The organism is Lentzea chajnantorensis (genome assembly GCF_054300775.1).
Map to the genome: position 1 here is coordinate 7,156,853 of NZ_JBSDZT010000002.1, position 25,156 is coordinate 7,182,008.

Sequence of the window (25,156 nt, forward strand, 5' to 3'; positions counted from 1 at the left end):
CTGTGCAGCAAGGGGGGCGGGCGGTCAGAGGGCGAGGGTCTTTTCGGGGCCGTGGCCCGCGCGGATGAAGTACTCCGTGCCGAACGCGTGCGCGAAAGTCTCGTCGTCCAGCGACAGGAAGAACGACTGCTCGGGGATCTGCGAGGCGTGTGCCCGCATCGCGGCCCGCTTCACCCCGAGGTACTCCGCGACGTCCACCTCGGTCGTGATCTCCGACTCAGGCACGGCTCCCTCCATGAGCGGCGGCTCCTCGGCCCCCGACCGCCTCATCGCCTCCCGGAACCGCGTCTCGCTCACCATCGCCTGGTACACGGCGGGCGTGCCGGCGATCTCCGCGGCCCGCATGCCCACCCGGTGCACCTGGATGTGGTCGGGGTGCCCGTACCCGCCGAAGCTGTCGTAGGTGGTGAACGCCTTCGCGTCCTCCTCCCGCAGGATCGCGGCCAGCTTGTGCGCCGCCTCCTCGACGTCCGCGGTCCAGAACGAACCGGGCCGGTCGTTGAGCTCGTCCCCCATCATCCCGGAGTCGCGGTAGCCCAGGAACTCGACGCGGTGCACCCCCAGCAGCTCGGCGGCGGCGTGCGTCTCCCGCACCCGGCGCTCCCACAGCTCCTCGCCCTCGTCGAGGAAGTCGGGAACCTCGCCGCTCTCACCGCGGGTGGCGACGACGAGCACGACCCGGTGGCCCTCGTCGGACGCCTTCCGCATCACACCTCCCGTGACGATGCACTCGTCGTCGGGGTGGGCGTGGAACGTCACCAGTGTTGCCATGGGTAGGACGTTACCCGCGGCGGGCGGCGGTGCTCCCGGCACGTGAAAGGGCGGCGCCTCCCGGAATCCGGTGGGAGGCGCCGCCCTCGGCGAACACGTGGAGCTATCGCAGGGTCAGGTTCCAGGAGTTGATGTACCCGGTGTCACCGGAGTACACGTCCTGGACCCGCAGCTTCCACGTGCCCGCCGCGACCTCGGACGAGGCGTTGACCGTGTAGGTCGCCACCACGTTGTCGGCGCTGTCCGAAGTGGACGAGTTCTTGAGTCGGTAGGCGGTGCCGTCCGGGGCGACCAGGTCGACGACCAGGTCTCCGCGGTAGGTGTGGACGATGTCCACGCCGACCTTGGTGGTGGAGGAGGCGTTGCCCGTCAGCGAGGACGTGATCGAGGACGTGACGGCGGTGCCGCGGTCCGGGATGGCCACGTCGGTGGTGTTCTCCAGGCCACCCGACGGGGGCTGCGTGGAGTCGACGGCGTTGACCGTCTTGGTGGCGTCGGCGAGGCCGGCGCCGCAGCCGCCCGAGCAGGTGCCGGGCAACGGGCGGACGTTGGCCTTGATCAGGTCCTTGACCTGGGCCGGGGTCAGCGACGGCTTCTTCGCGACCAGCAGCGCGGCGAGGCCCGCGATGTGCGGGGCGGCCATCGAGGTGCCCTGGTACGGCTTGTAGTTCTCCGCGCCGGGAACGGTGGTGCCCGCGTTCAGGGTGGACCAGATGCCGTTCTCCGGCGTGGTGATGGTGCCGGGGGTGTCGGTGCCGCGGCGGGTCTCGCCGCCGGGGGCCGCCACGTCGATGCGGGTGCCGTAGTTCGAGTAGAACGCCTTGTTGCCCTCGCGCGAGGTGGCGGCGACGGTGATGACGCCGGTGCAGTTCGCGGGGGTGAAGTTCGCGACGTTCATGTTCGAGTTGCCGGCCGCGACGACGACGGTGGTGCCGCGGTTGATCGCGCCGTTGATGGCGTTCTGGTAGGTCGTCGAGCAGGACGACTGACCGCCCAGCGACATGTTGATGACCTTGGCGGGCGTCTGGTTCGCCGGGACGCCGGTCACGGTGCCGCCGGACGCCCAGGTGATGGCGTCGGCGATGTCGGAGGTGGCGCCACCGCACTTGGCGAGCACGCGCAACGGCTGGATCTTCGCGTCGTAGGCGATGCCCGCGACGCCCTTGCCGTTGTTGGTGGACGCGGCGATGGTGCCGGCGACGTGCGTGCCGTGCCAGGACGAACCCTGGTCCGCGGCGGGCACCGGGTTGCCGTTGGCGTCGGTGCCGCACTCGCCGCGGGCGACCCAGTCGCCCTCGTCGGCCGGGTTGGAGTCGCGGCCGTTGTTGTCACGGGCGCGCGCCGAGTCCGACACGAAGTCGTAGCCCGCGACGACCCGCGACGACAGGTCGCTGTGCGCGACGTAGCCGGTGTCGATCACGGCGACGGTGACGCCCGCGCCGGTGCTGCTGGCCCACGCACCGGGCACGTTCATGCCCGCGGTTGCCTCGAAGAGGTCCCACTGCCGGGAGTACTCGGTGTCGTTCGGGTCGGCGAACGGCTGCATCAGCAGGTCTGGCTCGACGTACGCGACGTCGGGGTCGTTCCTGAACGCCTGGATGGTGTTCTCGGCGTTGGCGGTCTTCTCACCCAGGTTGACGACGACGGCACCGCTCGACATGCGGCGGTGCACGGACTTGCCCTTCTTCCGCACGTCGTCCGAGGCGGCGGTGTCGGACGTGGCCTCGGCGGTGCCCGGCTTGTAGCCGACGATCAGCCGCTCGAAGGGGCGGTTCACCTGTGTCGAGTCCGGCTGGGACTGGATGGGGGCAGCGGTCGCCGACGGGGCGACAACGCTGAGCACGGCGGCGGACACTGCCGCGGCGCACACGCTCGTGCGTCGCAATCCGTTCACGTGAGGTCCTTCCACGCAGGGCCTTCGCGTGCCGTTGAGGGCGTCAGGGTTCTGAACCGGCTGCGGAGGTGGGGAGGACCGTAAGTCGGGTCACAGCGGGGAGAACAGGTCTGGCGGAGTCCGAATGACGACACTGGCGTGTTCACGACAGGGCCGCTACCCCGAATGGCGCACAATGTGACCGTGTTCGGACACTTGGGCGTCGCACCGGAGCCTCTCCGCGGTCTACGAGCTGCTGGTCACGGGTGGCAGCCGCACCACGGAGGAGACCGGCGCCTCCCCCGCCGCGCTGGAGCGGATGCGCGAGCTCGGCCTGGTCAGGCACCTGCCCGGCGACGTGTGGCAGGCCGTCGCGCCCGACCTCGCCGTCGAGGCGCTGATCGCCGCGCGCGAGGAGGCCAACCGCAGGGCGCGCGCCGACGTCGGCCCGTTGATGGAGCTGTACCTGCGCAACCGCGACGAGGAGCAGGCCGACAACGCGTTCGTCGAGGTGGTGTCCGGGGTGGCCGCCGTCCGCGAGCTGTGGCACGCCCTGCTGCGCGGCGCCCGCGAGGAGGTGTGCGTGCTCGACCAGCCGCCGTACGTGACGCCGCTGGGCCAGCACGTGGCGCTGGAGGACGAGACCCGCGAACGCGACGTGCGGTGGCGCGTCGTCTACGACCGCTCCGCCGTCGACATCCCCGGCCGCGTCGTGGAGATCATCGACCTGGTCGCGGCCGGCGAACGCGCCCGCGTCACCCCGACGCTGCCGTTCAAGCTCGCGGTGATCGACACGCACGCGGCGGTGCTGCCCGTCGTGAACGGCGACGTGGTCGACGAGGTGCTGCTGATCCGGCCGTCGGCGTTGCTGGACGTGCTGCGCTCGACGTTCGAGCTCTACTGGGACAAGGGCATCCCGTTCAGCCCCGGCGGGATCTACGCCGCGGCGGCCGACGTGGACCCGAACCTGCTGGGCCTGCTGGCCGCCGGGCTCACCGACTCCTCGATCGCGCGGCAGCTCGGGCTGGCGCCGCGGACCGTGCAGCGGCGGGTGCGGCAGCTGATGGACCGGTGCGGGGCGCAGACGCGGTTCCAGGCGGGGGTGCAGGCGATGCGGCGCGGCTGGTTGTGACGACAGCACGGCCCGGTGCGGTGACCGCGCGGCCGAAACGGGCGCTTCCGGTCATGGCGTCACCGGAAGCGCCCGTTCGATCAGCTGGCGACCTTGCGCGCGGCCACCAGCCGTCCGTCCGCGAACCCCTCGACGCGCACCTCGCTGCCGGACGTGGTGAGCGGCACGGTGTGCGCGCCGTCGGTCACGTCGATCGAGGTGGCGGGGCGGCCGTCGACGTAGACGTCCACCCGGTCGAGGTTCACGGTGTCCAGTGAGGCGGTCGTGCCCGCGACCGCCACCCCGAGCCGGCGCACGGGCTGCTCGGCCAGCAGCTCGGCCGCGCGGTTCAGCAGGTCCACGTTGCCCTGCAACAGGTCTGCGCGCGTGAGCTGGTGCCGGTGCGTCGGGCGCACGCCCAGGTCCTCCACCGGGGTGCCGGCGAGCTTGCCGACGCGCAGGGTGCGGCGGATGGAGACGCGCATGTTCGCCTTGCCGGGCAACGGCTTGTACGGCGTGTCCGGGTCTCCGGGCGCCGGGATGCTCAGCAGGGTGGACAGCAGGCCGTGCGTCCACACGTTCGCGCCGCCCGCGCCGGTGTTGTCGTCGACGCCGAGGATCGGGCCCAGCGCGTGGTCGGCCCAGCCCGCGGCGAAGATGTCGGTCGCGGAGTAGCAGCGGGCGTCGGTGACCAGCACGACCGGGCCGTGGTAGGTCTGGCCAACGGAGTTCGCGCCGTCGACGGGTGTGATCGTGTGGGCGCAGGAGAACGCCTGGCCGGTCTCGGTCGAGGAGTCGAGCGACGGGAACCACGGGCCGAGGTTGATCTGCCCGGTCGGGTCTTCCGCGTGGCGGCGGCAGATGCGCAGGTTCAGCGGCGTGCTGAGGAACTGCACGGGTTCGGGCTCGACGCGGCGCGGGGTCATCGTCTGCAGCAGGAACTCCGCGGCGAAGATGTGGCCGCCGCCGTTGTCGCGCACGTCGACGATCAGGCCGTTCTGCGGCAGCAGGGCCGCGAGCCGCACGAACTCCCGCAGGAACGCCTCCGGGTCGTCCACGCTGAACGTGAAGATCCGCAGGTGCCCGAACGTACCGGACGGCGTGGTGACCGGGCGGGCGCGGAACACGCCGGGCAGGGTCGTCGGCACGTCCTGCTCGCTCATCGCGACGGCACCGCCCGCGGCCTCGGCGGCCACGACCTTGGGCGCGTGCAACAACTTCTTGGCGCGCGCCTTCTCGTCGGAGTCGAGGTCGACGCCCTGCGCGGCGGCGGCCGGCGAGAGCGCGTCGACGTCGGTCATCGGCGGCAGGTTGTCGGTCACCTGCCAGTCCACCCGGACGTCCTCGCTCGTGCCGCCGGCGGTGCGGTGGGTCACGACGACCCAGTCCTCGTCCGGCGGGAGCTGGATCACCAGGGGGCGCAGCGTGAGCGACTCCAGGCCGCGGGCGAGGTTCGCGGCGGTGTTGCTGCCCGCGAAGATCGCGCCGTTCACCGCGACGGCGCGCGCGATCGCGGTGCCGTTCCAGTGCGTCACCTCGTCGCCGACGGCCAGGCCGGTGAACCCGGCGACCGTGCGGGCCACGAGGTACCGCTCGGCGCCGTCCGGGTCGAAGCAGCGCTCCAGCTGGAACGGCAAGAACGCGATCTTGCCGGCGAACGGGGCCGGCAGCAGGTAGTTGGTGTGCAGGTCGCGCACCGAGTGGAAGGTGCTCGACAGCTCGCGGTGGAACTGCCACTCGGGCTCGGCCGTGGCGTCGGTCTGCCGTTCGAGTCTGGCTCTGAGCACCCTGAGCCGTTGCACCGGGTTCACCGCGTGCATGGCGACCTTCAACGGCAGGTGCGCGTAGTTCTGCTCCAGCAGGATCAGCGCCTGGTCCACGACGAGCTTGCGCTGGGCGAGCGTGAGGGTGCCCGCGGTGGCGAGGAACTCGGCCAGGCCGATCGAGTTCGCGACGTTCGGGTGAGCGGTTGCGGTCATGGTGAGGCCTCCTTGCCAAGTAGAGGCTTCCCGAGGTGCCGGGATACACCTTTTTCACCCGGATGGCCGCTAATCGGAGCAGCTTCAGGGACGACAACTGGAGTAGAGGGAGGCTGCCATGCGTCCACGTGCCTTGGAACTGCGCATCCACGGGGTCAACAACACGCCCCCGGCCGCTGTGCTGGCGCTCCCCGACCACGCCGTCGAGCAGTTCCGCGGCGACCGCTTCGGCAGCTTCTGGCGCCCGGTCCCCGCGAAGCTCGCCGACCTGCCGGCGAACGACCCCGGACGGCCCCGCGCCGACGTCGAGCGCGAGGCCTACTCGTGGGGCGGCATGGCGCGCAGCACACCGGGTGCGCCGGGCAGCGGGGTGGCGTCGGTGGTGGCGAACGTGGCCGGGCGCGTCGGGTGGGCGTTGCTGCTGCCGTTCGGGCTCGCGAACGTCGCGTACTGGAGCCGGGAGATCCCCAGGACGTGGACGGAGGACGACGAGCTGACGGACGTCGAGAAGGCAGCCGGGGGCACCGCGGCGGAAGCCGCGAAGGGCACGTGGTGGAACGCCGGCCGCGGCGCCGCCAGCACCCGGCTGTTCGGGCTCGGCCTGACGGTGCTGCTGGTGCTGTCGGTGGGCGTGGCGGTCGTCGACCTGTACGCGGTCCAGTGCTCGTTGGCCGACACGACCTGCCGCCGGCTGCCGGAGTGGCTCGACCTGCTCGGCGACCCCGCGCAGCACGTCCGGGTGCTCGCCGCCTCCGCGGTGCCGGTGGCGCTGCTGTTCGGGTTGCTGCTGCTGACCTCGTTGTCCCGCAGCAGGTACGAGTCGGCGGCCACCGGTGACCGGCAGCCGTTCCGGGCGGGTGTGCTGCTCAGCAGGAGGTCGATGTGGCGGGGCAGCCCGCGGCTGCGCAGGCTGACCCGGCTGCACCTGGCCGCCGGGTTCTGCGTGGTGGTGTTGCTGACCGGCGCGGAACTCTGGCCCCAGGCCGCGGTTTTCCTGGTCACGACGGTGCTCGCCGGGGTGTTGCTGGCGCTCGTCGCGTACCGGGTCGTGCACACGGCGGCGGACTGCCCGGACGCGCCCAGGACCGAGAAGGGCGGCCTGTGGTCGTGGGCCCTCCTGGTGGCCACCGGGGTGGTGCTGGCGGTGCACGGGTTCGCGATCCTCTACGCCGAACCCGTTTTCGGCCGGTCGCTGTGGCTGGCGCGGTGGGGACCGCCCGCGGTGACGGCCTGCCTGCTGGGCATCGCGCTGTCGGGGTGGTCGTGGCGCAAGCGGGAGAAGCGCGTGCCGTGGCTGGCGGGCCTGGCGTTCGCCGCGGGGCTCGTCCTCACCGCGGTGTGGCAGCCGCTCGGACTCGTCGCCGTCGTGGCCGGTGCGCTGCTGGTCGGGTACGCGGTGCGGGACAACCGGGAGTGGGAGGCGTGGGGCGGCACCGGACCCGGTGTGCTGCTGGGGTTGTCGCTCACCACGTCGCTGCTGCTCGCGACGGTGCTGGTGCTGACGGTGCGCGGCTGGCTGGCCGGTTCGGAGCCGCTGCGGAAGGTGCCGCAGGCGCCCTGGTTCTCCTGGTGGGCGAGCGGTGCGTTCACGGCGGCGCTCGCGGTGGTGGCGGGCCTGGTCGTGGTGCTGGTGGTGCTGCTCGGGCTGCGGGTGCGCGGGCCCGCCGACTTCGAGCGGGACACCAGCCCGGCGATCCCGGCCGGGCAGGAGGAGCTCGTCATGCGGTGGCGGCACGTGATCGCGAACGCGCACCGGGCCGAGGTCGTGGTGGGCGTGCTGTCCGCGGTGAGCACCGCGGCGGTCGTGCTGGCGGTGCACGTGGCGTTCGCGCGACCGTCCTGGGTGGACTGGGAGGTGCCGGCGTGGGTGTTCGAGCAGGGCGTCACGTACACCGGGCTCGCCGGGGTGGCGCTGGTCGGGTCGTTCGTCGGCGCCGGGGTGCTCGCCAACCGCAGACCGCTGGGGCTGCTGTGGGACCTGATGTGCTTCCTGCCGCGCACCGCCCACCCGTTCGCCCCGCCCTGCTACGCGGAGCGGGCCGTGCCGGAGATCGCCGAACGCGTGCGCGACTGGCTGGACCGGCACCCCGACGAGGACCTGCCGCCGCAGGAGCGCTCGGTCGTCGTGCTCTCCGCGCACAGCCTCGGCGCGGTGCTCGCCGTCGCCGCCGTCTACCAGCTTCCGGAGAAGCACCTCGCCCGCGTCAAGCTGCTCACGTACGGCGTGCAGCTGCGGCCGTACTTCGGGCGGATCTTCCCGGAGCTGCTGGGCCCCGGTGTGCTCGGCACCGCGCGCAGCCGCAGGGGCGCGCTGTGGGCGCTGAACCCGTGGCACCGGCAGGACGACGACGAGCCGCGGGCGGAACCCGTGGTCGACGAGGCCGACACGCTGCGGGTGCTGCTGGCGGACCGGTGGGTGAACCTGTGGCGGCGCACCGACCACCTCGGGTTTCCCGTCATCGGGTACGGGCGGCCGGACGGCACGTCGGTCGACCAGTGGGCGGACGAGACCGGCGGCGGTCCCGGCGAGGTGGAAACCCACTCCGGCTACCACCGTTGTGCCGCCTACGCGTCGGCGTTCGAGCGGCTCGTCCCGGCCGACGTGCGCCGGTCACCCGATCGTGGTCAGGTAGGAGGTGGGAACCTGGACCGCAGCTGATCTGAGGAGAAACATGCGCACGACTGTGGCGGCCCTCGTGGGTGCCGCTCTGCTCACCGGCGGACTCGCGGCCTGCTCGGGCGGCACCGACACCGGCTCGACCGGCTCGACAGGGGCTTCCAGCACCACGTCCCCCGCACCGACGCCCGTCGCCGAGGCCGTTCTCGCCGCACCGGCGGAGTCCGGCGACCAGCCGAAGGGCGTCACCTACACCGTCGCACGGGTGCCGCTGGGCGCGAAGCTCTCCACCTCGTCGTCCGTCGCGAATGGACGGACGACCGTGGAGCTGAAGGTGTCCGGGCTGCTGCCGGACACCCAGTACGGCTCGCACGTGCACACCAAGCCGTGCGGCGCCAAGCCGGCCGACTCCGGGCCGCACTACCAGAACGAGAAGGACCCGGTCACGCCGAGCGTGGACCCGAAGTACGCCAACGCGCAGAACGAGATCTGGCTCGACTTCACGACCGACGCGCAGGGTGCCGCCACGGCCAGCTCGGCGGTGGACTGGGAGTTCCACAAGGGCGAGGCGAACGCCATCGTCATCCACGCCGCGCACACCAGCACCGAGCACGGCAAGGCGGGCACCGCCGGCGACCGCCTCGCGTGCCTGACCGCGGCGTTCTGACCCCGGCACCCTGACCCCCGGCGCCCTGACCGCAGCGTCCTGATCCGGCGTCTGCAAGTACTGCCAACTCGCAGTTGGCAGTACTTGCAGACGCGTGCTCAGCAGGGCCAGGTCAGGGTTACGCCGCCGGTCAGCTGAGGTCCCGACACCGGTTCCAGCACCGCCGCGCGGACGAGGTTGAGCACCTCGTACCGGGGCCCGGTGCGGCGGACCAGCCCGCGGACGCTCAGCGCGTGCACGGCGTCCTCGTCCTCCCAGCCGATCCGGTCGACCATCCGCACCAGCACCTCGCGCTCACCAGCGTCCAAAGTGGACAACGAGCGGCGCAGCGAGTCGCGCAGGTGCGCCGAGGTGGGGTCGAGCGGGTTGGTGCGCAGCCGCTCCAGCAGGTGCTGCGGCGAGTACACCATGAACCACCCGGCGGCGAACTCCAGCGCCGACGGCAGGCCGTCCAGCTCGTGCACCAGCCCCATCAGCGCGGCGTGGTTCGCGGGCTCCGGCCGGAACCCGGGCCGCACCCGGCGCACGTGCGTCACGAGCAGCTGCACCGCGGCGTCGTCGGCCAGCGGTGCCAGCGGGAACACGTGCTCGCCCGGCAGCCCGGTGGGCGCGAGCGCGGTGACGACGATCCGCAGCCGCGGGTGCAGCTCCAGCAGCCGCGGGTCGGGCACGTGGTCGGTGACGAGCAGGGTGTCCGTGCCCGCGTCGATCGCCGGCATGCGCGCGGCCGGCAGCCACAGCACCGACCAGCCGAGCCGGAAGTGCAGCTCGCCCGCGACCTCCAGGGCGAGCCGGGTCTTGCCCACCCCGCTGACACCGGTGACGGTGACCAGCCGGGTGCCCCCGACGAGCAGGTCCGCCAGCGCGCCCGCCTCCGCCTCACGGCCGACGATCGCCGACGACGGCGCGGGTGGCGCCACCGACACCTTGCGGGCCGGCCGTCCGCCCGCCTGCTGGAGATCTGCCCGGCTGGTGTCGTCCAGCCGCAGGCCGTCCGCGAGCAGGCGCACCGTCTCGGCGCGCGGCGACCGGGTGCGGCCGCATTCCAGGTCCCGGATGGCCCGCACGCTGAGCATCGCGAAGTCAGCCAGCTGCTGCTGGGTGAGGCCGGCGTGGATGCGGTGCGTGCGCAGTAGTTCCCCGAACTCCTTCATGGTCCGTTCCTCCCTCTCCCGAGTGAGTTTCAGACCTCGCGCGCCTCGGAACATGGGTGCCGGTCCCCCATTTTCCCGTCGCGGGCGAATCTGGGTACTCGGCCCCCATGTGTTCTCCACCCGCACGTGCGAGGTTCGGCCTCGTGACCCCTGCAGCGGCGGAGTTCCTGGAACGCGCCACGGCCGCGTCCCGCCCCGGCGCCCCCTCCGACGACAGCTGGACCGCCGCGTTCGCGCACGCGCTGCGGCCCCTGGTCGACGCCGCGCGCACCGAGGTGGCGCCGCCGTTCGACGCCGCTTTCGCGCAGCAGCTCGGCCAGCGGCTGGTCCGGATCGCGGCCCGCACGCTCGTGCTGGAGCTGAACCAGGCCCGCGGCACGCTGGCAGGTCAGACACCGCAGGAGCGGTTCCTGTCCTTCACCCGCACGCTGGACCTCACGGCGTTGTTCGGCCGCTACCCGGTGCTGGCGCGGATGCTCGCGCAGGCGTGCGAGCAGGCGGTCGCGGCGCACCACGAGCTGTCGTCGCGGTTCACCCGCGACCGCGCGGACGTGGTGCGGACGGTGTTCGGCGGGATCGACCCCGGTGCGCTGACGACGATCGAGACCGGGCAGGGCGACCCGCACCAGCAGGGCAGGACGGTGGCGGTGCTGACGTTCGCCTCGGGCGCGCGGCTGGTGTACCGGCCGCGCCCGGTCGAGCTGCACGCGCACTTCACCGCGCAGGTGGCGTGGTTCGCGCGGCGCACCGGCATCCTGTTCCGCTCGCCGCGGCTGCTGGTGCGCGACGGGTACGGGTGGCTGGAGCACGTCGAGCACCAGCCGTGCGCGGACGTCGCCGGGGTGGCGGAGTTCTACCGGCGGCTCGGGGCGCTGCTGGCGCTGCTCTACGCCGTCGACGGCACGGACATGCACTACGAGAACCTGATCGCGTGCGGCGACCAGCCGGTGCTGGTGGACGTGGAGACGCTGTTCCACCCGACGCTCACCATCGCGAGCGACCCGGCCGCGCTCGCGATGGCGCGCTCGGTGCACCGCACCGCGCTGCTGCCGCACATGCTGCTGGGCGACAACGGCATCGTCGACGTCTCCGGCGTGGGCGGCGACCGGGGCGTGCCCTCACCGCTGGACGTCGTGGACTGGGCCGACGCCGGAACGGACCGGATGCGCCTCGTGCGGCGCCCCAGCACGTCCACGGGGGCGTTGAACCGGCCGGTGCTGGGTGATGTGCCCGCCGAGCCCGCCGACTACCAGGACTCGCTGCTGGCGGGCTTCCGCGCGGGCTACGACGCGATCGCCGCCCACCGCGACGAGCTGCTGCGGCTGGTGCGGGAGTGCGCCGAGGACGAGGTGCGGTTCGTGGCCCGCCCGACGCGTCTGTACGGGACGCTGCTGGACGAGTCCACGCACCCGGCGGTGCTGCGCGACGCGCTGGACCGGGACATGGCGTTCGGCGTGCTGGTGGTCGACGACCCGCTGCTGGACGCGCTGGTGCCGCACGAGGTCGTGGAACTCTGGCGCGGCGACGTGCCGTTGTTCGTCTGCAGGCCGGGTTCGCGGGACCTGTGGACCGGGTCCGGGCTCCGGCTGCCGGGGATGCTGCCGGAGCCCGGACTGCACGCCGTGGAACGCAAGATCGCCGGGCTCAGCGAGGTCGACCGGCACGACCAGCAGTGGGTCATCTCCGCCTCGCTGGCCTCACGCCCGCGCCCGGTGTCGCACCGCAGCGGCGCCACCGTCTCCGGCCACGTCGCACCGGTCGACCCGGACCCGGCGCGGCTGCTGGTGGCGGCGTGCGGCATCGCCGACCAGATCCTGGCGCAGGCGGCGACCGGGCCGGACCGGGTGAACTGGCTGGGCCTGGAGCTGGTCGACGACCGGCACTGGACCGTGCTGCCGATGGGCGCGGGCCTGACCAACGGCTACACGGGGGTGGCGCTGTTCCTGGCGGAGCTGGGCGCGCTGACCGGTGCCGCGCGGTACGTCGACTTCGCCTCGGCCGCGCTGCGCCCGTTGCCGGCGCTGCTGGAGTCGTTCGCCGCGTCCCCGGAGCTGGTGCTGGCGGCGGGCGGCGGACTGCACGGCCTGGGCGGCGTCTGCTACGGCCTGTCCCGGCTGGTGCCGCTGCTCGGGCTCGAACCGGCGCTGCTCTCCCTGGCCGTGTCGCTGATGCCGCTGACCGACACGTCGTTCACGGTCGCCGACGGCGTCGCCGGCTCCCTCGCGGCGATGCTCGCGGTCGGCACGCCTGACTCCCTCGTGCTCGCCGATCACTACGCGACCGTCCTACGTGCCGCGATTTGCCCCGCCAATGGGTTCGCCCGCGGCCATGCGGGAATCGGATGGGCTCTGCGGCGTTACGCGGCAGCGGTGGGCGACGAGTTATCTGATGTGGCAGGACGGACCTTCCTGGAGAGCGACACGACCGACCCGGCCGACACCGGCTGGTGCTCGGGCGTGGCCGGCGTGGCGCTGGCACGGCACGACGAACGCGTGGCCGGTGCGCTGGCCACGCGGGAACCGTTGCGGGACATGAGCCTGTGCCACGGCGAGCTGGGCGTGGTCGAGGCGCTGACGCCCCACCACCCGAACCTCGCGACCCGGCGCACCGCGCTGCTGCTCGGCAGGCTCGACGAACACGGCCCGCAGTGCGCCACCCCCGGTGGCGTCCCGTCGCCGGGGCTGCTGACCGGTCTCGCCGGCATCGGCCACGGTCTGCTGCGGCAGGGTTTCCCGGTGCCCTCCGTCCTGCTGCTCGAACCGCATCACCACACCGGATCGACCGACGACGAGGAGTCCACCAGATGAACGAGTCCCTGCACCGCCCGGCCGACCAGCCCGTGCCGGTCGAGCACGTGATCGGGGAGATGGAGCTCTCGCCGCGGTCGCGGGCGGGTGCGCGAGCGCGTGCGCTGGCCGGCGTGACGCTGGCGGTGGGCGCGTTCGCCGCGATCACGCCGGCGCTGTCGGACACGACGGTGAGCGTGGTCTGAGCCGGGGGTCGCGGGGGCCGGGCCCTGTCCGGGGTCTGGCCCCCGCGCCGTTCCCGGGGCCGGGCACGGCCGGTTCCGGCCGAACTTCCGAGGGCCGCACCCCCTCGTCCACCCGCTCACGCGACGCCTGCCGCGCCTGGCCGCGAGTGATCGCGGAAAGGTCCTTTCCTGATCACCGGGAATTGCTCCACTCCCCCCAGGCCGAATACGCCTGAGCAGCCGTTACGGACCACACCACGCGGACGTTAGGGTCCAGCCATGCAGACCCGAGCGCCCCAGGTGGTCGGCCGCGACCGGGAGGTCGAGGCCGTCTCCACGGCACTCGAACGCACCCGCCGCGGGCAGGGTGGCGCTGTGTTCCTCACCGGAGAGGCGGGGATCGGCAAGTCGCGGCTCGCCCGGTTGGCCGCGGGGCAGGCGTTCGACGAGAGCATGCGGGTGCTCAAGGGGCGGGGGACGACGATCGGGCCGATGGTGCCGTTCCGGCCCATCGCGGAGGCGTTGCTGGGGTTGTTCCGGCACGAGCCGCCCGACGACAGCGCGCTGGGCCCCTACAAGCCGGTGCTGGGGACGCTGATCCCCGAGTGGCACGACCGGCAGTCGACCACGGAGTCCGTCGTCGTGCTGGCGGAGGCGGTGCTGCGGCTGCTGACGTCGGTGGCGCGCAAGACGCCCTGCCTGCTGGTGCTGGAGGACCTGCACGACGCGGACGCGGAGACGCTGGCGGTCGTCGAGTACCTGGCGGACAACCTGGAGGAGCAGCCGGTGCTGCTGCTCGCCACCATCCGCAACGACCCCGGCAACGCGCTGGAGCTCGTGCACCAGATCGTGCAGCGCGGGGCCGGGTCGCAGCTGGAGCTCAAGCGGCTCGACCGGCGGCAGGTGCGGGCGATGACGGCGGCGTGCCTGGAGAGCGAGCAGGTACCGGACGAGCTCTGCGATCGCCTGTGGACGGACAGCGCCGGGAACCCGTTCGTGGTCGAGGAGCTGTTGCACGGCATGGTGAGCGGCGGGTTGCTCGTGGCCGGCGCGCGCGGGTGGCAGGTGCTCGGGGAGCTGAAGCTGCCGGTGCCGGCGGCGTTCGTGCGCAGCGTCGCGCACCGCACGGACCGGCTGGGGCCGCAGGGGCGCGAGGTGCTGTCGGTGGCGGCGGTGCTGGGGCACCGGTTCCCGCTGTCAGTGGTGCAGAAGGTGACCGGGCACGACGACCGGGCGCTGCTGAGCCACCTGCACGCGGGGGTCGCGGCGCAGCTGGTCACGCCGGACGAGCCGGCACCGGACTGGTACGCGTTCCGGCACCCGCTGACGGCGGACGCGTTGCTGGCGCAGCTGACGCCGGCGGAGCGCGGGACGTTGTCGGAGCGGACCGCGGACGCGGTCGAGGAGCTGCACCCCGGGCTGCCCGGCGACTGGTGCCCGCTGGTGGCCAAGCTGCGGTTCGACGCGGGTGAACCGGCGGACGCGGGGCTGCTGTTCGCCGAGGCCGGCCGGCGCGCGCTGGGCAACGGCGCCACGAGCTCCGCGGTCAAGCTGCTCGACCGGGCGCACCGGCTGCTCACCGAGTCGGCCGCGCGGGCCGACGTGCTGGACGTGCTGCTGCCCGCGCTGGCCGAGGCCGGGGAGTTCGAGAGGGCGTTCCAGCTCGGCGGTGCGCTCAGCGAGCTGCGCGGGCTGGACGGGCCGCGGCGGGCCAAGCTGCACACCCGCCTCGCGCGCGTCGCCTACCTCGCGGGGCGGTTCGCCGACGGCGCGGAGCAGGTGCGGGCCGCGCGCACGCTGCTGGGGCCGGGCGCACCGGACGAGCTGACGGCGCCGCTGGACGTGAACTCCGCCTTCCTCACGCTGAACATCCCGAGCCCCGACCGGATCTCCTCCGCGGCCCGGCTCGCGCACCGGGCGGCGGACGCGGCGGCACGGGCGCGGCTGCCGATGGTCGGGTGCGAGGCGTGGCAGCTGCTCGGGATCATCGCGCGCGAGCAGGACCTCGACGAGGCCAACGCGTGCTTCGACAAGGCGCGAGCGCTTGCGGACGCCCACCGGCTGCCGATCCAGCACATCTACGCGCTCGTGCGCATGGCGGGCAACGACTGGCTCGCCACCGGCAGCACCGCCTCCCTCGACAGCGCGCACGACGAGGCGTGCCGGGCCGGCGCGATCACGGTGGCCTACAACGTCGACGCCATCGTGGCGCTGCAGTCGGTGCTGACCGGCCGGTACACCGAGGCGAGCGAGCAGGTCGACCGCTGCCTGCAGGCCACGGCCCGGTTGCACCTCAGCGCCCTCACCCGCTACCTGCTGATGGTGCGGGCGACGCTGCACGCGCACCAGGGCAACCGGCCGGCGACCGACCTCGCGGTGCAGGCGTTCGAGCAGAGCGCCAAGGGCGGTGCCCAGGAGGTGCCGCTGTGCTCGGGGCTCGCCAAGGCGTTCTGCGCGCTGCTGGAGGAGGACCGCGCGCTGGCGGTGCGGGAGCTCGACCGGGCGGCCGCGCAGGAGTCGCAGAACCCCACCACGTTCCACCTCTCCGGCACGCACGGCATGCGCGTGCTGCTGGGCGTGCTCGACGGCCGGTTCGGCTGGCCGGAGTACCACGCGCTGGCCGGCGCCTCCCCCGCGCGCATGCGGTGGAACAAGCAGTTCGCCGACCTCGCCCACGCCGTCCTGCTCGGCCGCGACGGCAGGTGCGCCGACGCGGCCGTGGCGTTCGACGAGGCCCAGGACGCCGCCGCGCCGTACCCGATGGCACGGCACCTGGGGTTGCGGCTGGTCGCGGCCGAGGCGCGGCGGTGGGGCGACCCGGTGACGTGGCTGCGCTCCGCGGAGGAGCACTTCCACCAGGCGGGCAACACCGCCGTCGCCTCGGCGTGCCGCGGGCTGCTGCGCCAGGCCGGTGCGCCCGTGCAGCAACGCCGCAGCGGCACCGACCAGGTGCCCAAGCAGCTGCGCGGGCACGGGGTGACGGTGCGCGAGTTCGAGGTGTTCGTGCTGCTGGCCGACCGGATGGGCAACAAGGCCATCGCGACGCGCCTGCACATCTCACCGCGCACCGTGGAGAAGCACGTGGCGTCGCTGATCGCGAAGACCGGTCAGCCCGACCGGGAGTCCTTGTCGGCGTACGCGGCGGCGCTGAACCGCTGACGGTCGCGCTTGAGCCGGGCCTCCAGCTCGTGCCGCTTGCCGCCGGCCAGGTCGGTGCGGGCGGCGCGTTCGACGTCGCGGAACACGTCGTAGTACATGTCGTCGTACTCCTCGACGACCTGGAACGTCCACCGTCCCGGCAGGACGTTGCGCCCGACGAGCTCGCGCTGCACCCGGTCGGCGTGCTCGTGGTGGCCCGCCTTGCGCAGCAGCTCGATCGCCTCGTCGAGCATGAAGTCGGCGGTGCCGGTGAGCTGGTGGAAGGAGTAGAGGTGGCCGCGGGCGCGTTCGGTGGTCTCCAACGCGGCGCTGAGCTTGCCGAGCGCCTCAACCGTCTGGTCGTCCATGCCGCACCGGATACCCCGCACGCGTTTGCCTCTACCTTCGCCGGGTAGTCGCTCACTGACCGTGTCCACACAGAGCGAGGTGACCCCGATGGTCGACGTAAGGACACGAACGACCGTGCAGCAGGCCGCATTAGCGGTCGCAGCGGTGTTCGCGCTGGTCGGTGTGCTGGGCTTCATCCCCGGCATCACCACGAACTACGACACGATGACGTTCGCCGGGCACCACTCGGAGGCGATGCTGCTCGGCGTCTTCGCCGTCTCGGTGCTGCACAACATCGTCCACCTGCTGTTCGGCGTGGCGGGCTTCCTGGCCGCGCGCACGGCGAGTGGCGCGAAGGCGTACCTCATCGGCGGCGGTGCCGTGTACCTGGTGCTGTGGCTGTACGGGCTCGTCATCGACAAGACGAGCCAGGCGAACTTCGTCCCGCTGAACACCGCGGACGACTGGCTGCACTTCGTCCTCGGCGTTGGCATGATCGGACTGGGAGTGGCGCTTGGCCGGCGTGCCGCAGTGCGCTGACACAGTTGGCGTAGAAGAAGAGTTCCTGCTCGTCGACGCGGCGTCCGGACGCACCTCGGTGCGTGCCGACGCCGTGTTGGCGCGCCTGCGGGACACGGAGCTGACGAAGTTCCACGCCGAGCTCGCCGGCACGCAGGTGGAGGCGGCGACCGGGCCGTGCACGGACATGACCGCGCTCGGTGCGGCGCTTCAGCAGGCCCGTGACGCCGTCACCGCCGCGGCGCGCGAGGTGGGCGTGGACGTGGTGTCGCGCGGCACCCCGGTCAAGGCGTCGGTTCACCCGGTCGTGGCCGACGGGCCGCGGTTCCGGCAGGTGCTCGACCTGTACGCGGGGGTCGTGGACACGTACGAGGCCTCCGGCTGCCACGTGCACGTGGGCGTGCCGGACCGGGAGACCGCGGTCGTGGTCCTCAACCGGGTGCGGCCCTGGCTGCCGACGCTGCTCGCGCTGGCGGCGAACTCGGCGGACCACGGCTACGCGAGCTGGCGGATGGTGCTCCAGTCGCGGTTCCCCGGCTCCGGCGTGCCGCCGGTGTTCACCGGTACGGCCGACTACGACGCGCAGGTGGCCCGGCTGGTCGCCTGCGGGACGCTCGTCGACGCGGCCCAGACGTTCTGGCTGGCCCGGCTGTCGCCGAAGCTGCCGACCATCGAGTTCCGCGCGGCCGACGCGGCGGCGACCGTGCCCGACGCGGTGCTGCAGGCCGCGCTCTGCCGCGCGCTCGTGCAGACGGCCGCGGTGGTGGAGACACCGCCGGTGCGCGACGACGTCTGCGCCGCGGCGGTGTGGACGGCCTCCCGGTACGGGCTGGACGGTCCCGCGGTGGACCCGTGGCGGGCCTGCCGGGTGCCCGCGACGGCGGTGCTGGACGACCTCGTGAAGCACGTGGCGCCGGCGTTGGAGGAGCGCGGTGAGTTCGCGCTCGTGCAAGACCTGATCGCTCGACGGAATGAGACGTGATGCTGCTCCCCTCTGCCCGCGGACCGCTGTCCGAGACCGTCGTCGCCGCGCTGCGCGGTGCTCCGGGCGGCGGCCCGATCCCGTTCACCGACGCCGACCCGTACGGCGAGGACCTCACGATCGCGCTGTACACGTTGTACGAGCTGCACTACTGCGGTTTCGACGGCGTGGACCCCGCCTGGGAGTGGGACCCGGAGCTGCTGAGGCTGCGGGCGCAGGTCGAACGGGTGTTCCTGGACGCGTTGCGGTCCGATGTGGACATGACCGACCTCGACACGGCGCTCGGCGCGTTGCTGGTCGAGCAGGTCCCCGGCACCGGTGTGTCGCACTTCCTGCGCGACGACGGGACCTGGGAGCAGATGTGCGAGTACTTCGCGCACCGCTCGGTGTACCACCACAAGGAGGCCGACCCGCACGCGTGGGTGATCCCGCGGCTGCGCGGGCGGGCGAAGGCGGCGCTGGTGGCCGTGGAGTTCGACGAGTTCGGCGGTGGGCGGGCCGACCGGATGCACTCGCAGCTGTACGCGGACCTGCTCGAAGGCGCCGGGATGTCCGCGGAGTACCTGCACTACCTCGACGACGTGCCCGCGCCGGCGATCGCGATCGTCAACATGATGTCGCTGTTCGGGCTGCACCGGTCGCTGCGCGGCGCGCTGGTCGGCCACTTCGCCGCCGCGGAGATCACCACGGCCCCGAGCGCCCAGCGCATGGCGCAGGCGTTGCAGCGGCTCGGCGCCGACCCGAGGTGCGTGGAGTTCTTCACCGAGCACATCGAGGCCGACGCCGTGCACGAGCAGATCATGCGCCGCGACGTCATCGGGTCATTGCTGGAGCAGGACCCCGGCCTGACCGATGACGTCGCGTTCGGCATCCAGGCCACGGAGCTCCTGGAGGGCCGGCTGGCCGATCACCTGCTGTCGGCCTGGGGCGCAGGCGAGTCGTCGCTGCGCACGCGCTTGCGGTGGCTGGTGTCGCAGAACGGGTAGCGCTTGCTGCGCCGGCAGGCGCACACCGCGACCACGAACCGGTCGCTGGTGTGCGTCTGCCCGTCCACCTCCAGGCTCACCGGCCCCTCAACGAGCACCGGGCCGTTCGGCACCACCGTCACCCTGCGCACGTTCGGGTCGGTCACCTCGGATCACCACCAGTTCCTCGTCCTGCTGACCGGGTTCGATCAGGCCGTGCTCTTCCAGGAAGCCGACGCGCCCGCGCATCACCGGTCCGAACGGCACCCAGCGGCGCTGCACGACCGACGCCTTCAACCCGTTGTCGCGCAACTGCTGCAACGTGGTCTCCACGCCGCACAGCGCGGAGTGGACCATCAGCGTCATGCCGCCGGGCACGAGCAGGTCGAACATGCGCGCGCACAACGGGTCCAGCAGCTGCCGCCCGTCGAGGCCCGCGTCCCACGCCCGTGCGGGGCCCCTGGCCGCGCCGTCCCGCTCGGCCGGCACGTACGGCGGGTTGGCGAGCACCAGGTCGAACCGCTCACCGGCGACGACCTCCAGCGCGTTGCCCAGCCGCACCCGCAGCGGAAGCCGTTGCAGGGCAGCGTTCATCCGTGCCGTCCACACCGCACGGCGGGAAACGTCCACACCGGTCACCTCGGCGGCACCGGCGCGCAGAGCGGCCAGTGCCAGCGCTCCCGTGCCGGTACCGATGTCCAGGACGCGCGCGCCCGTGGGTATCGCCGCCGCGTTCATCGCGTCGACCAACAGCTCGGTGTCGTCCTGCGGCGCGTACACGCCCGGTGCTCTGAGCAGCCTCACGCGGGTGGAGTTGCCATGAGGAATAGCTTGAAACACCGTGTTTTCCCGCGGTTTTCGCGGGTAGACCAGGGTGTGCTGACGACTGCATTCCGCCTGCTCGCCCGTGCGCGGCGCGCTCGTGCGGTCCACCCGCGGGGCGTGCTGATGACCGGTGAGCTCACCGGTTCCGCGCCGTTCCCGGCCTCCGCCACCGTGATCGCCCGGCTGTCCAAAGGGGCCGGAACCGGGCGCGGCCTGCCGGACGTGCTCGGCCTCGCGCTGCGGATTCCCACCGGATCGGGTGACTGGGACCTGCTGCTGTCCACCACGGGCACCGGCCGGTTCTCCCGGTTGCTGCCGACGCCGGCGACCGGCTGGCAGCGCGCCCGGCTCGGTACGATCCTGCCGTACCGCCACCGGGGCGCGCTGCTGTGGCTCATGGCCGTTCCCCTCGACCCCACCGCGAGCGCACCGGGACGGCCGCCGACGCGGTTCAGCCTGCACGCGAGCGGAACGACCGCGGACTGGCGGCGGGTGGGCGAGGTGCGGTTGCGCGACCTGCGCCACGACGAGCCGGTGCCGTTCGACCCGGTGCTCAACCGGCCGCGGGAGCTGGAGCTGGCGCCGCGCTGGCTCGCCGCGCTGCGCGAACAGGCGTACGCGGGGAGCCGGCGCGGCCGCCGGGTGTCATGACTTGAGCTTGTCGTAGAGCACGTTCAGCACGTCCGACGCCGCCACGGCGGTGAGCGCGGTCGACACCAGCCGGGTGAGCCGCGGTGCGAAGACCAGGCCCGCGGTCAGCCCGCTGGCCGCCCAGACGCCGATGCAGAACGGGCACGTGAGCAGCTCGCCGATCGCGTGCTGCGCGGCGTTGTGCGCCCGCACGGACTCCTTGAGCTTCCGCGTGCCCAGCAGGTTCCTCGTAGCGCGTGAAGGGCGCCCGCAGCGGGCTCGTCACGGCCTCCTTGGTCAGCAGCCTGCTCAGCTTGTGCGTCGCGATGGACACCAGCGCCGTGTCCGCGAGGGAGAACCGCTCCGGCAGGCGGACCCCGGCGCGGTGTCCCGCGGCGGAGACGGCACCGACGACGGCGGCATAGGTGCCCATGGCGAGGAGGTAGCCGGGCAGTGGCCGGCTCGCCCCGTACTGCTGCCTGATCCCACCCACGTCCTCGGAGCTTCCCGCTGCGGCGGTGTTCGGACAGATCCGGTCGACTCATGAGGCGCGTGTACCCCTCAGGAGTCCGCTGAACCGGGTTCGGTCATCGACCGCATCACCTTGGCCTTGACCGGGTCCGGCGCGACGCGTCCGGCGACCGCCTGCACCTTGTTCCTCACCGACCCGGCCACGACGTGGTCGTCGCCCTTCATGAGCGCGTCGAAGCCCTGCTGGGCGACCTCGGCCGGGTCGTCCTTGTCCCCCGTCGCGACCTTCGTGTCCTGCATCCCGGCGCGGTCGAAGAACTCGGTGTCGGTCGGTCCCGGCATCAGCGTCGTGACGGTCACGCCGGTGTCGCGCAGCTCCTCGCGCAGCCCCTGGGCGAACGAGGCCAGGAAGGCCTTCGACGCCGCGTAGACCGAGTGGAACGGGCCGGGGGCGGTCGCCGCGATCGAGGACGTGTACAGGACCTTGCCCTGCCTGCGTGCGGCCATGTCGCCGACCAGCCGGTGCGAGAGGTGCACGGCCGAGCGGACGTTGAGGTCCACGACCTCCAGGTTGTCGTCCAGGGAGGTGTCGCGCACGAAGTCGCCGCCGACGCCCACACCGGCGTTCACGGCGAGCACCTCGACCGGCCGGCCCAGTGCGCGCACCCGTGACACGAGCGACTCCACGCCCTCGAAGGTCGAGAGGTCGGCCCGCACCGGTTCGACGTGCACACCGCCGCTGCGCAGGGCGAGCTGTGCGGCCGTGTCGGTGATCCGCTCGTCCTCGGCGGCGACCACGACGTCGAAGCCGTTGTCCGCGAGCACCTTCGCGAGCTCGTAGCCTATTCCACTCGACGCACCGGTCACCACGGCAAGCGCATTCACAGTTTCCTCCAGGTCGTCGAGACGCGTTGAAATGCGTCGTCAACACCCCGTGTACCCGTGACCGCGCGGTCGATGCGGCATCGGCCGAAAGTCCGATGCAACCTCGGACGGGGATGCGGTGTCCTTATCGGTAGGTTGGTCGAAACGACATGGGGGACATTCGTGCGCAACATTCTTCTCGCGCCGCTGTGCGCGCTGGTCACGGTTGCCGTGGCGGCGTGCAGTCCGTCAGGTTCGGAACAGGCCAATCCGGAGCTGGCGCCGCGCGGCACGACGATGACCAAGGTCAAGCCGGGCAAGCAGGACCTGACCACCACGATCAGCATCACCGGCAAGGTCGAGATGAACCCGACGTTCGGGCTGGTCGCGCCGGTCGCGGGACAGGTGCGGTTCTTCGACCTGCAGCCGTCGGGCGCCACGCCGACGAAGGCCACGCGGGTCGCGACGGTGTGGAAGGACGGCGCGCCCAACTACGTCGAGATCCCGGCGGGAGCGGTGTTCGCCGGCCGCCTGGTGGACGACAAGTCGACCGTCACCGCCGGCATGCCGCTCGCCTCGGCCAAGCACGTGGGGTACGCGCTGGTCGGTGACATCGACGGGCAGCAGGCGTACAAGGTCAGCGGCGCGCTCGGCGAGGTCAAGGCGCAGATCAAGAACGGGCCTGGCCCGTTCCCGTGCGCGGTGCTCGGCACGATCGCCGCACTGCCGCAGGGCACCATCCCGGAGAAGCCGGTGCAGACGCCGGACCCGAAGTCGACGCCCGACGCGAACGCCCCCAAGAACCCCGACCAGCAGCAGCAACCACAGCAGCAGCCGAGCGCGTCCACCGGCCTGCGGATCGTCTGCACCGCGCCCGCCGACACCAAGATGATCAACGGCGCGGCCGCGTCGATCGAGGTCATCACCGGCAAGTCGGCGCAGGCACTGGTCGTGCCGGTCGAGGCAGTCGCGGGCCAGCAGGGCAAGGGCAGGGTCGACGTGCTGCAGCCGGACGGCTCGCGCAAGACCGTCGAGGTGGAGCTCGGTCTCACCGACGGCAAGGTGATCGAGGTCAAGTCCGGACTCACCGGCGAGGAGGAGCTCGCGGTGCCGGGCCCGAACCTGCCGGAACCGCAGCAGGGCGGCGGCGACCAGAGCAAGCCGACGGGTCCGTGATGACCGAGTCCGAGACGACCACGACGATGGCGGCCGTACCGCCGCTGCTCCAGCTGAACGGCATCACGAAAGTCCTGAAGGGCCAGGAGGAACCGCGGACGATCCTGTCCGGTGTGGACCTCACCGTCCACCCGGGGCAGAGCGTGGCGATCCTGGGCCGGTCCGGTTCCGGCAAGTCGACGCTGCTGAGCCTGATCGGGCTCTTCGACCGCGCCGACGAGGGGCAGTACCTGCTGCACGGCAACGACATCACGAAGCTCCCCGAACGCAGGGCGGCCGCGTTGCGCAGCGCCGAGTTCGGGTTCGTGTTCCAGCGCTTCTTCCTGCTCAAGCACCTCACCGCGGCGCAGAACGTGGCTATGGCGCTGGTGAACGGCCAGGGCTGGGCCGCGCGCCGCAAGCGCAGGCAGCAGGTGATGGAGGCGCTGGAGCAGGTCGGCATCGCCCACCTGGCCAAGAGCAAGCCCTCCCGGCTCTCCGGCGGTGAGCAGCAGCGCGTGGCGATCGCGCGGGCCCTGGTCCGCAAGCCGCGGGTGATCCTCGCCGACGAGCCGACCGGCGCGCTCGACACCGAGACCGGCAACCTGGTGGTCGAGGTGTTGCTCAACACGACCAGGCAGGGCTGCGGCCTCGTGCTGGTCACGCACGACCACGACCACGCGCGCAAGATGGGCCGCGTGCTGGAGCTGCGCGACGGGCGGTTCAACTGATGTTCTCCGGCAAGCTGCGGTCCGCCCTGATCATCGGCGGACAGGGCATCCGCGCCCGCAAACTGCGCACGTTCCTCTCGATGGTGTCGCTGTTCCTCGGCGTCCTCGCGGTCGTGGCCGTGCAGGCCGGCGCCGCGCTCGCCGAACGCGCCATGCTCACCGACGTGGAGCTGCAGCAGGGCAGGGACGGCACGTTCCAGCTCTACGTCTCCGGCGAGGGCAAGTCCACCTCGGTCGTCGAGACCACGCTGAAGGGCAACTCCCAGGCCGTCGGCATCGTCGGCATGAACGCGGTGATCGGCGAGCCCGGCGTGCGCCCGATCAACGAGGGCGCGACACCGTTCGAGCACGTCGGCCGCGGCGACTTCTACGGCGGCCCGTCGGTGTACTGCGACCAGAACGGCATCTGCACCGAGCAGAAGAAGCAGGAGAAGAAGCCCGACGGCCAGGCCATCGAGGTCCAGGTGAGCGCGCTGACCGGTGACCTCCGCCAGTTCCGGCCGTTCCGCCCGGTCTCCGGCTCCTGGCTGGACTTCGGCACCGCCCCGTCGCTGGCACCGAAGATCGTGCTGAACGAGGAGGCCGCCAAGGGCTTCGACCGCTACAAGGTCCCCGGCGAGATGATGCTGACCGGCGCGACGCACCACGTCTCGCCGCAGATCATCGGTGTGGTGTCCGACGGCATGTACCAGCCCACCGTCTACATGCGACTCGACGAGGTGCGCAACTGGCTGCCCTCGTCGGACAACGTCCAGGTCGACCGCTTCCGCGGCGGCCCCGGCCTGCAGGTCATGCTCGCACCGGGCACCCAGGACCTCCAGCAGCTGCTGACCGCACGCCTGGTCGGCGCGGGCATGCGCTCCGACGACGTCCGCTTCAACGAGATCCAGTCGAAGAAGCGCATGGAGAAGGAGCTGCTGATCATGCGATTGATCTTCCTGGGCATGGCGGGCCTCGTGCTGCTGATCGGCGTCGCCGGCATCCTCAACGTCGGCCTCGCCACCGTCGGTGAACGCGTCGAGGAGTTCGCGCTGCGCCGCGCGGTCGGCATGTCCCGCATGCTGCTGGCCGGGATCGTGCTCGCCGAGACCCTCCTGACCGGCCTGCTGACCGCCGCACTGGCCATCGGCACCGGCGCGGCGGGCCTCCAGGTGGGCCTGATGCTGTTCGGTTCGAGGTTCCCGTCGCTGGCGGACGTCGCGTTCCCGTGGGAGGCGGGCGTCGCGGGCGTGGTCGCCGGGCTGGTGGCGGGTGTGCTCGGCGGGCTGATCCCCGCGATCCGGGCGGCGCGGATTCCGATCGCCACGGTGATGCGGGCGTGAGCCCGTGGTGGTGACAGACGTGCGGGCCCGATAGAGGCAGGGTCCGTTGCCGACGAAGCCCCG

The 25,156-nt window shown here is 72.4% G+C and carries 22 protein-coding genes and 1 pseudogene; 13 read left to right on the forward strand and 10 right to left on the reverse strand.

Annotated elements, in window-relative coordinates; translation table 11 throughout:
- Positions 1 to 24: 24 nt before the first annotated feature.
- Together ACVDFE_RS34315 and ACVDFE_RS34320 are read right to left on the reverse strand one after the other, a co-directional pair.
- Positions 25 to 771 (reverse strand): PIG-L family deacetylase, encoded by a 747-nt coding sequence (locus ACVDFE_RS34315; protein ID WP_360386792.1) that lies wholly within the window; start codon positions 769 to 771, stop codon positions 25 to 27.
- A gap of 103 nt (positions 772 to 874) precedes the next feature.
- Positions 875 to 2,665 (reverse strand): S8 family serine peptidase, encoded by a 1,791-nt coding sequence (locus ACVDFE_RS34320; protein ID WP_458433395.1) that lies wholly within the window; start codon positions 2,663 to 2,665, stop codon positions 875 to 877.
- A gap of 298 nt (positions 2,666 to 2,963) precedes the next feature.
- Here ACVDFE_RS34320 and ACVDFE_RS34325 point away from each other — a divergent pair, with 298 nt between their 5' ends.
- On the forward strand, positions 2,964 to 3,776 hold the full coding sequence (locus ACVDFE_RS34325; RefSeq protein ID WP_458433396.1) for a helix-turn-helix domain-containing protein: 813 nt from the start codon (positions 2,964 to 2,966) through the stop codon (positions 3,774 to 3,776).
- A gap of 80 nt (positions 3,777 to 3,856) precedes the next feature.
- On the opposite strand, the gene ACVDFE_RS34330 is transcribed toward ACVDFE_RS34325, so the two are convergent.
- Positions 3,857 to 5,734 carry a S41 family peptidase gene (locus tag ACVDFE_RS34330; RefSeq protein ID WP_458433397.1) on the reverse strand — a complete coding sequence of 626 codons (1,878 nt, stop codon included), beginning with the start codon at positions 5,732 to 5,734 and terminating at the stop codon, positions 3,857 to 3,859.
- 118 nt (positions 5,735 to 5,852) lie between these two features.
- Between ACVDFE_RS34330 and ACVDFE_RS34335 the strand changes: the two genes are divergently transcribed.
- Together ACVDFE_RS34335 and ACVDFE_RS34340 are read left to right on the forward strand one after the other, a co-directional pair.
- Positions 5,853 to 8,393: a hypothetical protein gene (locus ACVDFE_RS34335; protein ID WP_458433398.1), complete on the forward strand. Its 2,541-nt coding sequence runs from the start codon at positions 5,853 to 5,855 to the stop codon at positions 8,391 to 8,393.
- Between the two features lie 13 nt (positions 8,394 to 8,406).
- Positions 8,407 to 9,018, forward strand: coding sequence for a superoxide dismutase family protein (locus tag ACVDFE_RS34340; RefSeq protein ID WP_458433399.1), 612 nt, complete (start codon positions 8,407 to 8,409; stop codon positions 9,016 to 9,018).
- Positions 9,019 to 9,116: 98 nt separating this feature from the next.
- Here the strand turns inward: ACVDFE_RS34340 and ACVDFE_RS34345 are convergent, their stop codons facing one another.
- On the reverse strand, positions 9,117 to 10,172 hold the full coding sequence (locus ACVDFE_RS34345; RefSeq protein ID WP_360386775.1) for a helix-turn-helix domain-containing protein: 1,056 nt from the start codon (positions 10,170 to 10,172) through the stop codon (positions 9,117 to 9,119).
- A 143-nt stretch (positions 10,173 to 10,315) separates the two neighbouring features.
- On the opposite strand from ACVDFE_RS34345, the gene ACVDFE_RS34350 reads away from it, so the two are divergent.
- From ACVDFE_RS34350 to ACVDFE_RS34360, 3 genes are all read left to right on the forward strand, one after another.
- Positions 10,316 to 12,979: a type 2 lanthipeptide synthetase LanM family protein gene (locus tag ACVDFE_RS34350; protein ID WP_458433400.1), complete on the forward strand. Its 2,664-nt coding sequence runs from the start codon at positions 10,316 to 10,318 to the stop codon at positions 12,977 to 12,979.
- Positions 12,976 to 13,164, forward strand: coding sequence for a hypothetical protein (locus tag ACVDFE_RS34355; RefSeq protein WP_360386770.1), 189 nt, complete (start codon positions 12,976 to 12,978; stop codon positions 13,162 to 13,164). Before ACVDFE_RS34350 ends, ACVDFE_RS34355 begins: the two co-directional genes overlap by 4 nt.
- Before the next feature lie 258 nt (positions 13,165 to 13,422).
- On the forward strand, positions 13,423 to 16,302 hold the full coding sequence (locus ACVDFE_RS34360; RefSeq protein WP_458433401.1) for an ATP-binding protein: 2,880 nt from the start codon (positions 13,423 to 13,425) through the stop codon (positions 16,300 to 16,302).
- Here the strand turns inward: ACVDFE_RS34360 and ACVDFE_RS34365 are convergent.
- Positions 16,251 to 16,649, reverse strand: a complete 399-nt coding sequence (locus ACVDFE_RS34365; RefSeq protein WP_360386765.1) for a hypothetical protein — start codon at positions 16,647 to 16,649, stop codon at positions 16,251 to 16,253. The genes ACVDFE_RS34360 and ACVDFE_RS34365 overlap by 52 nt on opposite strands.
- Positions 16,650 to 16,737: 88 nt before the next feature.
- Between ACVDFE_RS34365 and ACVDFE_RS34370 the strand changes: the two genes are divergently transcribed.
- From ACVDFE_RS34370 to ACVDFE_RS34380, 3 genes are read left to right on the forward strand one after another with little or no spacing between them, the layout of a single operon-like run.
- On the forward strand, positions 16,738 to 17,169 hold the full coding sequence (locus tag ACVDFE_RS34370; RefSeq protein WP_360386763.1) for a DUF4383 domain-containing protein: 432 nt from the start codon (positions 16,738 to 16,740) through the stop codon (positions 17,167 to 17,169).
- Positions 17,153 to 18,130, forward strand: coding sequence for a carboxylate-amine ligase (locus ACVDFE_RS34375; RefSeq protein ID WP_458434446.1), 978 nt, complete (start codon positions 17,153 to 17,155; stop codon positions 18,128 to 18,130). The genes ACVDFE_RS34370 and ACVDFE_RS34375 overlap by 17 nt, the downstream gene beginning before the upstream one ends.
- On the forward strand, positions 18,130 to 19,116 hold the full coding sequence (locus ACVDFE_RS34380; RefSeq protein ID WP_458433402.1) for an iron-containing redox enzyme family protein: 987 nt from the start codon (positions 18,130 to 18,132) through the stop codon (positions 19,114 to 19,116). Before ACVDFE_RS34375 ends, ACVDFE_RS34380 begins: the two co-directional genes overlap by 1 nt.
- Here ACVDFE_RS34380 and ACVDFE_RS34385 read toward each other — a convergent pair.
- A complete protein-coding gene (locus ACVDFE_RS34385; protein ID WP_458433403.1) occupies positions 19,038 to 19,262 on the reverse strand; it encodes a CDGSH iron-sulfur domain-containing protein in 225 nt (74 codons plus the stop codon). The genes ACVDFE_RS34380 and ACVDFE_RS34385 overlap by 79 nt on opposite strands.
- A complete protein-coding gene (locus ACVDFE_RS34390) occupies positions 19,204 to 19,899 on the reverse strand; it encodes a HemK2/MTQ2 family protein methyltransferase (protein ID WP_458433404.1) in 696 nt (231 codons plus the stop codon). Before ACVDFE_RS34390 ends, ACVDFE_RS34385 begins: the two co-directional genes overlap by 59 nt.
- Before the next feature lie 72 nt (positions 19,900 to 19,971).
- Here ACVDFE_RS34390 and ACVDFE_RS34395 point away from each other — a divergent pair, with 72 nt between their 5' ends.
- Entirely contained in the window at positions 19,972 to 20,571 is a 600-nt protein-coding gene (locus ACVDFE_RS34395; RefSeq protein ID WP_458433405.1) for a hypothetical protein, read from the forward strand.
- On the opposite strand, the gene ACVDFE_RS34400 is transcribed toward ACVDFE_RS34395, so the two are convergent.
- The 3 genes and pseudogenes from ACVDFE_RS34400 to ACVDFE_RS34410 all read right to left on the reverse strand — a co-directional run bounded on the left by ACVDFE_RS34400 (position 20,566) and on the right by ACVDFE_RS34410 (position 21,906).
- Entirely contained in the window at positions 20,566 to 20,763 is a 198-nt protein-coding gene (locus ACVDFE_RS34400) for a DUF1360 domain-containing protein (RefSeq protein ID WP_458433406.1), read from the reverse strand. The genes ACVDFE_RS34395 and ACVDFE_RS34400 overlap by 6 nt on opposite strands.
- Positions 20,764 to 20,824: 61 nt before the next feature.
- Positions 20,825 to 20,983, reverse strand: a pseudogene (locus ACVDFE_RS34405) (DUF1360 domain-containing protein); the annotation flags it as partial.
- Between the two features lie 128 nt (positions 20,984 to 21,111).
- Positions 21,112 to 21,906 (reverse strand): SDR family NAD(P)-dependent oxidoreductase, encoded by a 795-nt coding sequence (locus ACVDFE_RS34410; protein ID WP_458433407.1) that lies wholly within the window; start codon positions 21,904 to 21,906, stop codon positions 21,112 to 21,114.
- A gap of 162 nt (positions 21,907 to 22,068) precedes the next feature.
- Here ACVDFE_RS34410 and ACVDFE_RS34415 point away from each other — a divergent pair, with 162 nt between their 5' ends.
- The 3 genes from ACVDFE_RS34415 to ACVDFE_RS34425 are packed head-to-tail and all read left to right on the forward strand — an operon-like array spanning position 22,069 to position 25,093.
- The gene (locus tag ACVDFE_RS34415; RefSeq protein WP_360386743.1) at positions 22,069 to 23,061 is read left to right on the forward strand and encodes an efflux RND transporter periplasmic adaptor subunit; all 993 of its coding nucleotides are present in this window, start codon (positions 22,069 to 22,071) and stop codon (positions 23,059 to 23,061) included.
- A complete protein-coding gene (locus ACVDFE_RS34420; RefSeq protein WP_360386741.1) occupies positions 23,061 to 23,771 on the forward strand; it encodes an ABC transporter ATP-binding protein in 711 nt (236 codons plus the stop codon). The genes ACVDFE_RS34415 and ACVDFE_RS34420 overlap by 1 nt, the downstream gene beginning before the upstream one ends.
- A complete protein-coding gene (locus ACVDFE_RS34425) occupies positions 23,771 to 25,093 on the forward strand; it encodes an ABC transporter permease (RefSeq protein WP_360386739.1) in 1,323 nt (440 codons plus the stop codon). Before ACVDFE_RS34420 ends, ACVDFE_RS34425 begins: the two co-directional genes overlap by 1 nt.
- Positions 25,094 to 25,156: the final 63 nt, after the last annotated feature.

Bases quoted from the DNA above. Each gene is read 5' to 3' on its own strand.
- ACVDFE_RS34340 (WP_458433399.1), top strand. From the start codon at position 8,407: ATGCGCACGACTGTGGCGGCCCTCGTGGGTGCCGCTCTGCTCACCGGC.
- ACVDFE_RS34425 (WP_360386739.1), top strand. From the start codon at position 23,771: ATGTTCTCCGGCAAGCTGCGGTCCGCCCTGATCATCGGCGGACAGGGC.
- ACVDFE_RS34355 (WP_360386770.1), top strand. From the start codon at position 12,976: ATGAACGAGTCCCTGCACCGCCCGGCCGACCAGCCCGTGCCGGTCGAG.
- ACVDFE_RS34325 (WP_458433396.1), top strand. From the start codon at position 2,964: ATGCGCGAGCTCGGCCTGGTCAGGCACCTGCCCGGCGACGTGTGGCAG.
- ACVDFE_RS34330 (WP_458433397.1), bottom strand. From the start codon at position 5,734: ATGACCGCAACCGCTCACCCGAACGTCGCGAACTCGATCGGCCTGGCC.
- ACVDFE_RS34335 (WP_458433398.1), top strand. From the start codon at position 5,853: ATGCGTCCACGTGCCTTGGAACTGCGCATCCACGGGGTCAACAACACG.
- ACVDFE_RS34380 (WP_458433402.1), top strand. From the start codon at position 18,130: ATGCTGCTCCCCTCTGCCCGCGGACCGCTGTCCGAGACCGTCGTCGCC.
- ACVDFE_RS34420 (WP_360386741.1), top strand. From the start codon at position 23,061: ATGACCGAGTCCGAGACGACCACGACGATGGCGGCCGTACCGCCGCTG.
- ACVDFE_RS34365 (WP_360386765.1), bottom strand. From the start codon at position 16,649: ATGGACGACCAGACGGTTGAGGCGCTCGGCAAGCTCAGCGCCGCGTTG.
- ACVDFE_RS34370 (WP_360386763.1), top strand. From the start codon at position 16,738: ATGGTCGACGTAAGGACACGAACGACCGTGCAGCAGGCCGCATTAGCG.
- ACVDFE_RS34345 (WP_360386775.1), bottom strand. From the start codon at position 10,172: ATGAAGGAGTTCGGGGAACTACTGCGCACGCACCGCATCCACGCCGGC.
- ACVDFE_RS34360 (WP_458433401.1), top strand. From the start codon at position 13,423: ATGCAGACCCGAGCGCCCCAGGTGGTCGGCCGCGACCGGGAGGTCGAG.
- ACVDFE_RS34315 (WP_360386792.1), bottom strand. From the start codon at position 771: ATGGCAACACTGGTGACGTTCCACGCCCACCCCGACGACGAGTGCATC.